The 12,893-nt window shown below is 67.7% G+C and carries 10 protein-coding genes; 5 read left to right on the plus strand and 5 right to left on the minus strand.

Features of this window, described 5'->3' with window-relative positions:
- The first annotated feature begins 224 nt into the window (after positions 1-224).
- From ACLP25_RS14735 to ACLP25_RS14750, 4 genes are all read left to right on the plus strand, one after another.
- A complete protein-coding gene (locus ACLP25_RS14735; protein ID WP_442469935.1) occupies positions 225-2,783 on the plus strand; it encodes an ATP-binding protein in 2,559 nt (852 codons plus the stop codon).
- Between the two features lie 298 nt (positions 2,784-3,081).
- Positions 3,082-4,671, plus strand: a complete 1,590-nt coding sequence (tsaE, locus tag ACLP25_RS14740; RefSeq protein ID WP_442469936.1) for a tRNA (adenosine(37)-N6)-threonylcarbamoyltransferase complex ATPase subunit type 1 TsaE — start codon at positions 3,082-3,084, stop codon at positions 4,669-4,671.
- A gap of 2 nt (positions 4,672-4,673) precedes the next feature.
- Complete coding sequence (locus ACLP25_RS14745; protein ID WP_442469937.1) at positions 4,674-5,399, plus strand: nucleotidyltransferase family protein; 726 nt, start codon at positions 4,674-4,676, stop codon at positions 5,397-5,399.
- 173 nt (positions 5,400-5,572) lie between these two features.
- Positions 5,573-6,121: a hypothetical protein gene (locus tag ACLP25_RS14750; RefSeq protein ID WP_442469938.1), complete on the plus strand. Its 549-nt coding sequence runs from the start codon at positions 5,573-5,575 to the stop codon at positions 6,119-6,121.
- Positions 6,122-6,124: 3 nt separating this feature from the next.
- Here ACLP25_RS14750 and pgl read toward each other — a convergent pair whose 3' ends face one another.
- The 5 genes from pgl to gnd are packed head-to-tail and all read right to left on the minus strand — an operon-like array spanning position 6,125 to position 11,643.
- On the minus strand, positions 6,125-6,883 hold the full coding sequence (pgl, locus tag ACLP25_RS14755; RefSeq protein ID WP_442469939.1) for a 6-phosphogluconolactonase: 759 nt from the start codon (positions 6,881-6,883) through the stop codon (positions 6,125-6,127).
- 23 nt (positions 6,884-6,906) lie between these two features.
- Positions 6,907-8,544, minus strand: coding sequence for a glucose-6-phosphate isomerase (pgi, locus tag ACLP25_RS14760; RefSeq protein WP_442469940.1), 1,638 nt, complete (start codon positions 8,542-8,544; stop codon positions 6,907-6,909).
- Positions 8,545-8,578: 34 nt separating this feature from the next.
- Positions 8,579-9,241, minus strand: coding sequence for an HAD family hydrolase (locus ACLP25_RS14765; RefSeq protein ID WP_442469941.1), 663 nt, complete (start codon positions 9,239-9,241; stop codon positions 8,579-8,581).
- Positions 9,242-9,249: 8 nt separating this feature from the next.
- On the minus strand, positions 9,250-10,626 hold the full coding sequence (zwf, locus tag ACLP25_RS14770) for a glucose-6-phosphate dehydrogenase (protein ID WP_442469942.1): 1,377 nt from the start codon (positions 10,624-10,626) through the stop codon (positions 9,250-9,252).
- Entirely contained in the window at positions 10,627-11,643 is a 1,017-nt protein-coding gene (gene gnd, locus ACLP25_RS14775; protein WP_442469943.1) for a phosphogluconate dehydrogenase (NAD(+)-dependent, decarboxylating), read from the minus strand. It abuts the gene before it with no gap.
- 385 nt (positions 11,644-12,028) lie between these two features.
- Here gnd and cysK point away from each other — a divergent pair.
- Positions 12,029-12,893 (plus strand): cysteine synthase A (cysK, locus tag ACLP25_RS14780; RefSeq protein ID WP_442469944.1); only part of this gene is annotated, 865 nt, incomplete at its 3' end.

The following is a 12,893-nucleotide window of genomic DNA, read 5'->3' on the forward strand; positions in this document are numbered from 1 at the left end:
GCGCTGTCGTCATATATATTGTTATATGCTGCGGTCTCGATCGCTATATATTGAATTTCGCCTTCTTTTCGCCGGTCCACCGCCCGCGATTATGGTTAACGACTTTCCCCCAAACATTTCGTAATCCTGTTCATGAGCTGATTCGCGCTCGTCCTGGCGGAGGGAGCCGGTCGGCGCGACGGCCGGTTGCGCCTGCGCCGCCGGGCTCTCGAGGAGGCTGATCGTTGCCGGGGTTCAGCGCGGAAGGGTTCGCCGGACCTGCGAAATGGACGGGAGCGCGCGGGTGGGGGCGCGCCGCCGCCGCGGCCGAGCTGTCGCTGCTGTTGTTCGCTGCGGACGCCCGCGCTGACGAAGCCCTTCGGGGCGTCGACGCGCCGCTGGCGACGTCCGCTGGCCTCGCCTCGATTCAGGCGGCAGTGATCGGAATGGCGGTGCTCATCGTCGCATTCGCCGCTATGGCGCTCTTTCATCTGGCTTCGCGTCGCGCCTGGGCGCGGCGCGTCGGCGAAATGGAGGCGGAACTCGCCGGCGCGGCGGCCCGCGTCGATCGCGCCGCGCTCATCGTTCGCAGCGACCCGCAAATCGTCATAGCCTGGGATCGGCCCGACGCCGAGCCGTCGATCGAAGGCGATTTCACCGTCGTCGCCGGCGCGCCCGCGCCTCGCAGCGTCCTGAGCTTCGCCCTCTGGCTGGAGCCCGAGACGGCCGCGCGCGTGGAGGAAGCGGTGTCCCGTCTCCTCACCCGCGGCGAGGCCTTCTGCCTGCCGGCGGTCAGTTTGCGCGGACGACACCTGGAGATCGGCGGCCGGCCGGTCTCGGGCAGCGCCGTAGTGCGGGTCCGGGACGTCTCCGGCGACCGGCTGGAGGCGACCCGGATGCGCGAGAAGGTGGCCGAGACGGAGGCGTCCACGAACGCCGCAAAGCTCGCGCTCGCTGAGGCCGCTATCCTTGCCTGGGGACGGGATTCGGACGGCCGGCTCGTGTGGTGCAACGCGCCCTACGCGCGGGCTGTGGAGGCGGCCGACGAGAACGCCGCCGTCGATCAGTCCGCCGAGTTGTTCGATCCCGGCCTGCGCCGCGAGGCCGCGACGGCGCTCGGTCAGACGGGGATCTGGAGACGCCGCGCCGGCGCGGTGGTCGGCGGAGAACGCCGCACCTTCGAGGTCGCGGAGGTCGTCTCCGCGAACGGGGCGGCCGGCGTCGCCTACGACGTCTCCGAAGCCGCATCGCTCAAGGCGCAAATGGAGCGTAACGACGACGACTATTCGCGCATGATTGACCGCCTGTCGACCGCGGTCGCAATCTTCGACAAGTCCAAGCGGCTCACTTTCTACAACCCCGCCTATGCCCAGATGTGGTCGCTGGAGCCGGCCTTCCTCGAAACGCATCCGACCGACGGCGAGATCCTCGACCGTCTCCGGACCAAGCGGCAGTTGCCGGAGCAGGCGGACTTCCGCGCCTGGAAGACGCAGCTGATGGAGGCCTATCAGGCGCCCGACCCGAGCGAGACGGTCTGGTACCTGCCGGACGGCCGCGCGCTGCGCGTCGTCACCAGCCCCAACCCGAAGGGCGGCGTCACCTATCTCTACGATGACGCCACGCAGAGCTACGCGCTCGCCTCGCAGGTCACCGCGCTGACCCATGTTCAAGGCGAGACGCTCGACGCACTGAAGGAAGGCGTCGCGGTGTTCGGCGCCGACGGCCGCATGAAACTGTTCAATCCGGTCTTCGCCGAGATGTGGGGCATCGATCCGGCCCGGCTCGCTGACCATCCGCATATCGACGCCATTATCGAGGGCTGCCGGGCGCTGTGCCGCGAGCCGGCCTCGTGGGACGGCCTGAGAGGCGTGGTGGTCGGCCTGCACGAGCACCGCGCAAGCCTGTCGGCGCGGATCGAGCGCGTCGACAACCTTACGCTCGAATGCGCCACGCTGCCGCTGCCCGACGGGGCGACGCTGCTCACCTTCCTCGACGTGACAGCGAGCGCCAACGTCCAGCGGGCGCTGACCGAGCGAAACGAGGCGCTGGTGGCGGCCGAGAAGCTGCGCAATGACTTCGTCAACCACGTGTCCTACGAGCTGCGCACGCCGCTGACGAACATCATTGGCTTCACCCAGCTCCTGGCCGCGGGCGGGGTCGGTCCGCTCAACCCGAAGCAGCTGGAGTACGCGGGCTTCATCACCAATTCCTCACACGCGCTCCTGGCGATCATCGACGACATTCTCGATCTCGCTTCGATCGACGCGGGCGCGCTGGAGCTGCGCGTCGAGCCGGTCGACGTCGCGGAAGCGATGCGGGCGGCCGCGGCGGGGGTGCAGGACCGCCTCGACGAGGCCTCGATCGAGCTCCGCATGGTGATCACCGATGGGGTCGGGGCCTTCGCCGCCGATGGCCGGCGCGTTCGGCAGGTGCTGTTCAACCTGTTGTCGAACGCGATCAACTATTCCGAACCCGGCCAGACGGTGACCCTGGCGGCGATGCGCCGCACGGACGAGATCGTCTTCAAGGTCAGCGACCGCGGCCGCGGCATCCCGTCGGAAATGATCGACCGGGTGTTCGACCGGTTCGAGACTTTCCCCAACGGCTCCCGTCACCGCGGGCCCGGTCTCGGCTTGTCGATCGTCAAGGCGATGGTCGAGCTTCACGGAGGCAGGGTGCTGATCGACACCGCGCCCGGCGAGGGCACCACCGTCACCTGCATTTTTCCCGTCGAACCCGCCATGACAGTGGCGGGCGCCGAAGACTCCGGCCGCGCGGCGGCGAAGCCGACGATGGCGCGGTAAGAACAGCATGCGAATCAATCGATCCCGTCATGAGCGCTTACAGCGGCTGATTTGCGCGCCCCTCCCCCACCCGGACCGCGCTTGCGCGCGCCCGGGCGCAGGCTCTTGTGGGGGAGGGAACGGGAGGGGGGGTCGCGCCGCGTGTTTCCCGTTTGCTCTTGCGTGGAGCCGCCTCCACCCGCGACAGAATCTCTTTCGAAATCCGCGCGACCCTCCACCCTGTCCCGCCCCCACAGGTGGGGCGGGGACCCCAGTCTTCGGCGTTACGTTCAGTCGATGAAGGGAGCCTCTAAGGCCCATGCCCGATCGCGCGCAGGACGACAAAGAGCCGAAGCTCTGGCGCATCGAGGCGGCGGACGAGGCCTCGACGCTGACGCTCGCCGCCGCCCAGGCCGCTTGGCTCGAGCCGGGCGATTTCGTCGCGCTCTCCGGCGATCTCGGAGCGGGCAAGACGACGTTCGCGCGCGGCCTCGTTCGCGCCCTCGTCGAGCAGCCTTCCCTCGAGGCGCCGAGCCCGACCTTCACCCTCATGCAGATCTACGACGCGCCGCGAGGCCCCGTGGTCCACGCGGACTTCTATCGTCTGCGCGGATCCATGGAGCTGGAAAACCTCGGCTGGGACGAAGCGATCGAGGGATCCGTGGCGATCGTCGAATGGCCCGAGCGCATTCCCGAGGCGCTTCCGGCCGACCGGCTCGAAGTGACTATCCGCTTCGATCCCTCTCAAGGGCCCGACTTCCGCGTTCTCGAGATGCGCGGGCGCGGCCGCATGGGGCGGCGCCTCGCGCGCGCCCTCAGCGTCGGAATGCTCCTGCAGCGGGCCGGCTGGATCGAGGCGCGACGCGAATACGTCGAGGGCGACGCCTCGGTCCGGCTCTACGAGCGTCTGACCCGGGTCGACGGGAAGACCGCGATCCTGATGGTGTCGCCGCCCCGGCCGGAGGGGCCGATCATCCGGTTCGGCAAGCCCTATGCGGCGATCGCCAAGCTTTCGCCCGACATTCGCGCCTTCCTCGCCATGGCCGAGGGCCTGCGGGGCTTAGGCTACTCGACGCCGAAGATTTTCGCCGCCAGCGTCGAGGACGGGCTGGCGCTGATCGAGGACTTCGGCGCCGACACAATCGCCGAGGACGGCGTTCCCAATTCGGCCCGCTACGCCGAGGCGGTCGCGCTGATCGCCGACCTGCACAAGCGCGACCTGCCCGAATCGCTCCCGGTCGGCGACGACGTCTACCGTCTGCCGGTCTACGACATCGAGGCGATGCTGATCGAGGTCGAACTGGTGATTGATTGGTACGGCGCCGCCATAGCCCGGACGGCCGTGCCGTCCGGCGCACGCATGCAGTTCCTCGGCGTCTGGCGCGACATTCTCGTCCCGATCCTCGCCGAACCAACGGCGTGGACGCTGCGCGATTTCCATTCGCCGAACCTGCACTGGCTGCCCGAACGCGAGGGGATCGCCCGGATCGGCCTGATCGACTTCCAGGACGCCGTGATCGGTCCTCCCGCTTACGATCTCGCCTCGCTCCTGCAGGACGCGCGCGTCGACGTGCCCGACGACCTCGAAATGCGGTTGATGGCGCTCTACGTACGCCGCCGCGCGGCCGAGGACCCGGCCTTCGACGCCGAGCGCTTCGCCGCCGCCTACGCCGCGATGGCCGCGCAGCGCGCGACCAAAATCCTCGGCATCTTCGCCCGGCTCGACAAGCGCGACGGCAAGCCGCAGTACCTCAGCCACCTGCCGCGGATCGAGCGCTATCTCGCCAAAAATCTCGCGCATCCATTGCTCCGGCCGCAGGCGCTCTGGTATCAGAGCCACCTGCCGCGGGCGCTCGGACCTGAGCCGGATCCGCCGGAGCCTTCAGCGCGGCGTTCTGGAACGAATTGAGAATGAGCGCGCCGATACCGAAAACGGCCATGGTCTTCGCCGCGGGCCTGGGCGTGCGCATGCGGCCGATCACCGAGACGATGCCGAAGCCGCTGGTGAAGGTCCACGGCCGGGCGATCATCGATCATTGCCTCGACCGGCTGGCCGAGAACGGCGTCGAGGCGGCGATCGTCAACGTCCACTGGCTCGCCGACCAGATCGAGGCGCATCTCGCCAGCCGCACGACGCCGCGCATCGTCTTTTCCGACGAGCGCGAAAAAATCCTCGACCAGGGCGGCGGGATCAAGCGCGCCCTGCCGAGGATCGGCGCGGCGCCGTTCCTCATCTGCAATACCGACGCCCTCTGGATCGAGGGGCCGCGCTCGAACCTCGCGCGCCTCGCCGAGGCCTTCGACCCGGAAATCATGGACATCGCGCTCCTGGTGGCGGCGAGCGCCAACGCGGTCGGCGTCGACTGGAAGGGCGACTTCACCATGACGCGCGATGGACGGCTCGAATCGCGCAAGGATCGCCTTGTCGCGCCCTTCGTCTACACGGGCGTCGGGATCATGAAGCCTGAGCTGTTCGCCGGCGCGCGCGACGAGGTCTTTCGCCTCGCCCCCTACTTCCACGCCGCCGCCGCCAAAGGGCGCCTCTACGGCGTTCGCCTTGACGGCCTGTGGCTTCACGTCGGCCGTCCCGAGACGATCGCCGAAGCGGAACTGGCGATCGAGCGGTCGATCCTGTGAGGGCCTGAGGGCGCCTATCGGATCAAGCCCCGGCGCTCCTTTCCCGCGGCGGGAGAGCCGACGCAACCACTCGGCGTCCTCGCGGAAAGGAGTTCCCGCGCCGGCGTTTTTTGCTAACGTCCGCGGCGCGCAGAATCCAGCAGCCGCCGGGCGCAGCGGTGAAAGAGCAATCCATGACGTCCAGCACCGAACCCGTCGCCGAGAAATCCAGTTGGATCTGGACGAGCCTGATCGACAACCTGCCCTTTGTCGCGATCATCGTGCTCGGGCTGGTCGGGATCAGTTGGACGAGCCTCTCGCAGACGCCAACGGCGACCTATTGGGTTATCGTCACGCCGCTCACCGCCCTGATTTGCATTGCCGCGGGCTGGCGGCGCACTGTCGCCGGCGAAAGGATCGCGATGGCGATCACCCAGATCCTTCAATGGGCTGCTGTTCTGGTTTCGATGTACCTTCTGACGGTCAGCGACGTTCAGCGGTCTCTCAACGCCAATGCGACCGGACTGATGATCCTTACGGTGCTCGCGCTCGGCGTCTTCGTCTCCGGTCTCAACCTTCGTTCGTGGAAGCTCGCGCTCACCGGCGCCTTCCTCGCGGTCTCGGTTCCCGCGATCGCCTGGCTTCAGCACGCCGCGTTGCTGCTCGTGCTTGTCGGGCTGGCGCTGATCGCGCTGCTTGTCGTCTACCGGTGGCTCAGGGACCGCTTCGGCGCCAAAACGTAACGGTCAGTGCTTTCCCTTTAGTTTCGCCGCCGCTACGCGGTCAAGGAGCCAGATCGCCGGCCGCGCGGTCGGCCGGATCGCCTGCGCCGGCAGGACGACGGGCTGGCGCGGGCCCTGCAGCACGCGCTGCAAAATGTCCGCCTTATCGTCGCCGGTGACGACGAAGACGACGCGACGTGCGGCGTTGATCGCCACCGGCGTCAGCGACAGCCGCCACATGCCGACGAACTCGACGTACGACGCCATCGCCGTCCGCCGCGTCTCGGTCACCGCGGCGAGGCCCGGGAACAGCGACGCCGTGTGCCCGTCGTGGCCGAGGCCCAGGAGGACGAGATCAAGGCGGCCGTCGTCGCCCAACTCGCGACGGAGCTCCACGGAGTAGGCGTCGGCCGCCGCTTCGGGCGGATCCTCGCCGCGCATGCGCAGCACGTTGCCGGGCGGAATCGGGACGCGGTCGAGAAGCGCGAGCTTCGCCATGTGGTAATTGCTGCGCGCATCGCGCGGGGAGACGCAGCGCTCGTCGCCGAAGAACACATGGACGCGCGACCAGTCGAGCGGCGCCGACGCGAGGCGCTGGTAGACCGGCCGCGGCGTGTTGCCGCCGGAGAGCGCGATCGTGAACCGTCCGCGCTCGGCGATGGCTTCGGCCGCCGCGGCGGCGATGGCGTCGGCCGCCCCCGAAATCAGCGAAGCGAAGTCGGGATAGGCGATCGCCTCGGCGATTGAGCCGTCTGGGGCGGCGATGGACAGCGTCTCGGACATGCGAAAGCCCCCTCGGCGTGGGTTCAGCCGGCGTCGCGAAAGCGGCGGTACCGACGGATCAGGGCGTTGGTCGAGCTGTCGTGCGCGAGCGCCGGCTCCCCTGCGGCGGTGAGTTCGGGAACGATGCGCTTGGCCAGAACCTTGCCGAGCTCCACGCCCCACTGATCGAAGGAATCGATGTCCCAGATCGCCCCTTGGGTGAAGGCGCTGTGCTCATAGAGCGACACCAGCGCGCCGAGCGCATGCGGCGTCAGACGATCCGCGAGGATCATGTTGGTCGGCCTGTCGCCCTCGCAGACGCGGAACGGCGTCTGCTTGGGGTCGGATCCCTCGGCGGCGAGTTCCTCCGTGGTCTTGCCGAAGGCGAGCGCCTCCGCCTGGGCGAACAGGTTCGCCATCAGAAGATCGTGCTGGTCGGCGAGCGGGCTTAAGGGGGCGCAGAAGCCGATCATGTCGACCGGGATCAGCTTCGTGCCCTGGTGGATGAGCTGGTAGAAGGAGTGCTGGGCGTCGGTTCCGGGCTCGCCCCAGAAGACGGCGCCAGTCTGGACGCCGACGTGACGGCCGTCGAGGTCGACGTGCTTGCCGTTGCTCTCCATCTGCATCTGCTGGAGGTAGGCGGGGAAACGGGCGAGATTGGCCGCGTAGGGCATGACGCCGACCGTCTGGGCGGCGAAGAAATTATTGTACCAGACCGCCAGAAGGCCCATCAGCATCGGCATATTGCGTTCGATCGGGGCCGTCCGGAAATGCTCATCCATGGCGTGGAAGCCCGCCAGCATCGCCCGGAAGTTGTCCGGCCCGACGGCGATCATGGTGGACAGGCCGATCGCCGAATCCATCGAATAGCGGCCGCCGACCCAGTCCCAGAAGCCGAACATGTTCGCCGTATCGATGCCGAACTTCTGGACCGCCTCGGCGTTGGTTGAGAGCGCCACGAAATGGCGCGCGACCGCCTTTTCGTCGCCGAGCGCGGCGAGCGCCCAAGCGCGCGCCGCCGCCGCATTGGTCATCGTCTCCAGGGTCGTGAACGTCTTGGAGGCGATGATGAACAGGGTCTCGTGCGGGTCGAGGTCCTGGGTCGCCTCGGTGAAGGCGGCGCCGTCGACATTGGCGACGAAGCGGAACGTAAGAGCCTTGTCGCTGAAGGCGTGGAGCGCGCGATACGCCATCTCCGGCCCGAGATGCGAACCGCCGATGCCGATATTGACGACATTGCGGATGCGCTTGCCGGTGTGGCCCTTCCAGTCGCCGGACCGCACCTTGTCCGAAAAGGCGGCCATCCGGTCGAGCACGGCGTGGACCTCGGGAATGACGTCCTCGCCGTCGACCACGATCTTCCAGTCGCGCGGCGCCCGGAGCGCCACATGGAGCACCGCGCGCCCCTCGCTCACGTTGATCTTCTCGCCGGCGAACATCGCGTCCCGTCGCGCCTCGACGCCGCGGGCGCGCGCGAGCGCCGAGAGCAGGCGGACGGTCTCGTCGGTGATGCGGTTCTTGGAGTAGTCGAGGAAGAGTCCGGCCGCCTCGACGGCGAAGCGCTCGGCGCGCCCGGGATCGCCGGCGAACAGGGCCCTGAGGCGCTGATCCTTGATGCTCCCGTGGTGGGCCTCGAGCGCCTTCCACTCCGGCGTGGCCGCCAGCGTCGCCTTGACCGTCATCGCTTCACTCCCTGATGCGAAACCCAAAGAATCCCTACGGCGCGAAAACGTTGCGGTCGAGCGCGACGATGTCGCGGATGCCGCCGATCGCGATGTCAGCCGGCGCATAGGCTTCAAGCACCCTGGCGTCGGTCGCGTAATGTCCCTGCCGCGGAAAGACGGTCGCCACCTTGTCGCCCCAGACGGCCTTCACCGCGGACAAAATGCGCAGCTTGTCGTCGATCAGCACGTAGCGACGGGCGGGATAGAGCCGCTCGACCGCGTCAAGCTCCTGCTCCTTGTGAACGAAGATGAGAATCTCGCCGTCGAACGCGCTCCACAGACCCGATCGCTCGACCTTGCGCGGCTGGAAGACGGCGTCGCCGTCGGACAGGACCACGACGCGGCCCCACTGGCGCACGTGGCGGACCGCCTCCAGCGCGCCGGGATAGAGCCGCTCGGCGAAAGGATAGTCGATCAGCCAGTTCGCCAACCTGAGCAGGCGCGGTTCGTACGGGACCTCGCGGCGGTAGCGCTCGAGCGCGCCGAGATAGTCGGCGTAGCCCAGGGCGGTGAACCGCTCCTCGAAGATCGCCCAATACCGGTCGCGCGTCGCTGCGCCGTAAGTCTCGGCCAGATGCGTCTTGAGGTCGTGCTGGACGCGATCGTTGTCGATCAGCGTGTTGTCCACGTCGAACAGGAAGACGATGTCGTCCATGACGCCCCTCACGCCGACGGCTCAGGATTGCGCCACGGTCCGTACGAGCCGATCAGTTCCTCGGCCGCCTCGGGCCCCCAGGTCCCAGGCTCATACTCGACGACCGGCGGAGGATTCTTGAGGACCGGCTCGACGATCCGCCACTGCGCGTCCACGATGTCCTCGCGGCTGAACAATTCGCCGTCGCCGCGCATCGCATCGCCGAGCAGCCGCTGATAGGGCGGCGTAAGCGACGCGACCTGCTCGCTCAGGATCAACTCGACGGGCTGGCCGATCATCTTGTCGCCGGGATGCTTGACCTTGAGGCCCATTGCGATGCAGACGTCCGGGCTGACGCGCATCCGCATGTGGCCGACTGAAGACGCCTCCTCGCCAAACACAGGACGCGGCGGCGCGTGAAACTGGACCGTCACCTCGACCGCGGTCGCCGGCAAACATTTGCCGGTGCGGATGTAGACCGGCACGCCGGCCCAGCGCCAGCTGTCGACGGTCAGCTTCAGCGCGACAAACGTCTCCACCCCCGAGTCGGGCTTCACTCCGGGAACGGAACGGTACCCGCGATACTGGCCGCGCACGATCGAGGCCGCGTCGAGGGGGCGGACCGCTCTCAACAGCGCCGCCTTCTGGTCGCGCGAGGCCTCGTGATCCTCTCCGGTCGGCGGGTCCATCATCAGGTTGGCGAGCACCTGCAGGAGATGGTTCTGCACGACGTCGAGCAGCGCGCCGGTCGAATCGTAGAAGGCGCCGCGGTCCTGCACGCCGAAGGACTCGGCCATGGTGATCTGGATGTCGCGGATATAGTAGCGGTTCCAAAGCGGCTCGAGGATCGAATTGGCGAAGCGGGTGTAGACGATGTTCTGGACCGGCTCCTTGCCGAGGAAATGGTCGATGCGGAAAATCGACTCTTCAGGGAAATGCGCAAGGAGGATGCGGTTGAGCGCCGCCGCCGATGCGCGGTCGCGCCCGAACGGCTTCTCCACCACGAGCCTTGCGTTCTCGCTCAGGCCCGCCGCGGCCAGCCTCGAAACGACCACGCCGAACAGCGACGGGGGGATCGCCAGGTAGTGCAGCGGGCGGTTGGCGCCGCCTATCGCCGTCTTGAGCATCGCGAAGGTTTGCGCATCGTTGTAGTCGCCGTCGACATAGCGCAGCAGCGACAGGAGCTTGGCGACGCTCGCCGGATCGGCCCGGCCGATATGGTCGAGGCTGTCCTTGGCGCGCGCCTTGAGTTGCTCGAGCGTCCAGCCCGCCTTGGCGACTCCGACAATGGGGACGCTCACCCCCTCGTCGCAGACGAGCCCGAGAAGGGCGGGAAAGATCTGCTTGTAGGCGAGATCACCGGTTGCGCCGAAGAAGACGATGGCGTCGGAGTGGGCGTCGGTCATTCACGCCTCCGGCTTTTCGTGGTGGCCGCCGAACTCGAAGCGCATCGCCGACATGAGCTTGTCGGCATATTCCGCAGCTCCGCGCGATTCGAAACGGCTGAACAGCGCCGCGCTCAGCACCGGCGCCGGCACGCCTTCGTCGATCGCCGCCTGAAGCGTCCAGCGGCCCTCGCCGGAATCGGAGACCCTGCCGGCGAACTTGCTCAAGGCCGGGTCCCCGCGCAGGGCCGAGGCGGTCAGGTCGAGGAGCCACGACCCGACCACGCTGCCGCGCCGCCAGACCTCGGCGACGCGCGCCAGGTCGATGTCGAACCGGTAAAGCTCCGGATGGCGCAACGGCGTCGTCTCCGCGTCCACCTCTTGTTTCGTGAGCCCTACGTTGGCGTGGCGCAGCACGTTCATGCCCTCGGCGTAGGCGGCCATGAGGCCGTATTCGATGCCGTTGTGGACCATCTTGACGAAATGGCCGGCGCCGTTCGGACCGCAATGCAGGTATCCCCATTCCGCCCGATCCGGTTCTCCCGTCGCCCCCGGCGTCCTCGGGGCGGCGGCGACGCCCGGCGCCAGCGCGCGAAAGATCGGGTCGAGACGCGCGACGATCTCGGTCTCCCCGCCGATCATGTGGCAGTAGCCGCGGTCCTTGCCCCAGACGCCGCCGCTGACGCCGACGTCGACGTAGTGCAGCCCCTTCGCCTTGAGTTCGCCCGCGCGGCGGATGTCGTCGTGATAGTAGGAATTGCCGCCGTCGATCACCGTGTCGCCGGGCTCGAGCAGCCCCGCGACTTCCGCGAGAATGGGATCGACCACAGCGGCCGGGACCATTAGCCAGACAGCGCGCGGCTTCGTGAGCTTGGCGACGAAATCCTTCATGCTGCTTGCGCCGGTGGCCCCGAGGCCGGCGAGCCGCGTCACGGCCTCAGGGTGAGTGTCGTACACGACGAGGTCGTGTCCCGCCTTCATCAGGCGCTCCACCATGTTCGCGCCCATGCGGCCAAGTCCGATCATGCCCAGTTGCATCGTCGCTCTCCTCCGTTCCCAAGGCGGCGCCCGAAGGCGAGCCGGCGTTTGTCGCAATCCGTCTGGCCCGAACGTCCCGCCGCCGGGGGGCGGCGCCTTGAAGAAGCGTGTCGACCGAACGCGGGCGTCGCGACAGGTTATGACGGACCGGCGTCATCGTGAAGCGGGGATGGCGTGACTCCGTCGCTTTCCTGCGCCAAACGAGGCCCGGCGACGCTTGAGACCGCGGGAAGGCGCGGTCCGCCATCGGAACGCCATGCGGGCGCCATAGATTGGATCGGTTCTGTCTATACATTATTATAGCGTATTATGATACAAGTGCCAATCCGCTTGCGTTCAAAATTTAAGTCCAGTAAGTTCATCGTATTCAGAGAGGTCCATGGTCATGCCGCACTGGTTCGCCGACAACTCCCTTTCCATCGGCCACACGCCGCTCGTCCGGCTGAATCGCGTCACCGACGGCGCGCCGGCGACCGTGCTCGCCAAGATCGAGGGCCGCAATCCCGCCTATTCGGTCAAGTGCCGCATCGGCTCGTCGATGATCTGGGACGCCGAAGAGCGCGGCCTCCTCGGGCTCAGCAAGGAGATCGTCGAACCGACCAGCGGCAACACTGGGATTGCGCTGGCCTTCGTCGCCGCCGCGCGCGGCATTCCGATCACGCTCACCATGCCCGACACGATGAGCGTCGAGCGGCGCAAGCTCCTCGTCGCCTATGGCGCAAAGCTGGTGCTGACCGAGGGCGCCAAGGGCATGAACGGCGCGATCGCCAAGGCCGAGGAGATCACCGCCTCCAACCCCGACCGCTACGTGCTGCTGCAGCAGTTCAAGAACCCCGCCAACCCCGCGATCCACGAAAAGACCACCGGCCCGGAGATCTGGGACGACACCGAGGGCGCGATCGACATCCTCGTCTCCGGCGTCGGCACCGGCGGCACCATCACCGGCGTCTCGCGCTTCATCAAGGGGACCAAGGGCAAGGCGATCCGGGCGATCGCGGTCGAGCCGACCGCGAGTCCGATCCTCACCCTGAAGCGCGCCGGCGAGCCGCTGAAGTCCGGCCCGCACAAGATCCAGGGGATCGGCGCGGGCTTTGCGCCGGCGATCCTCGATCGCAGCCTCATCGACGAGATCGTCACCGTCGGCAATCAGACGGCGTTCGACACGGCGAGGCTGGTGGCGCGGCTCGAGGGCATCCCCGTGGGGATATCCTCCGGCGCGGCCATCGCCGCGGCGATCGACGTCGCCCGCC

The sequence above is a fragment of the Roseiarcus sp. genome (genome assembly GCF_052145395.1).
Classification (GTDB): domain Bacteria; phylum Pseudomonadota; class Alphaproteobacteria; order Rhizobiales; family Beijerinckiaceae; genus Roseiarcus.

What these genes read in the sequence shown, in the direction of transcription:
- ACLP25_RS14765 (WP_442469941.1), bottom strand. Translation starts at nt 9,241, where the DNA reads ATGGACGACATCGTCTTCCTGTTCGACGTGGACAACACGCTGATCGAC.
- ACLP25_RS14745 (WP_442469937.1), top strand. Translation starts at nt 4,674, where the DNA reads ATGAGCGCGCCGATACCGAAAACGGCCATGGTCTTCGCCGCGGGCCTG.
- zwf (WP_442469942.1), bottom strand. Translation starts at nt 10,626, where the DNA reads ATGACCGACGCCCACTCCGACGCCATCGTCTTCTTCGGCGCAACCGGT.
- gnd (WP_442469943.1), bottom strand. Translation starts at nt 11,643, where the DNA reads ATGCAACTGGGCATGATCGGACTTGGCCGCATGGGCGCGAACATGGTG.
- ACLP25_RS14750 (WP_442469938.1), top strand. Translation starts at nt 5,573, where the DNA reads ATGACGTCCAGCACCGAACCCGTCGCCGAGAAATCCAGTTGGATCTGG.
- pgi (WP_442469940.1), bottom strand. Translation starts at nt 8,544, where the DNA reads ATGACGGTCAAGGCGACGCTGGCGGCCACGCCGGAGTGGAAGGCGCTC.
- pgl (WP_442469939.1), bottom strand. Translation starts at nt 6,883, where the DNA reads ATGTCCGAGACGCTGTCCATCGCCGCCCCAGACGGCTCAATCGCCGAG.
- tsaE (WP_442469936.1), top strand. Translation starts at nt 3,082, where the DNA reads ATGCCCGATCGCGCGCAGGACGACAAAGAGCCGAAGCTCTGGCGCATC.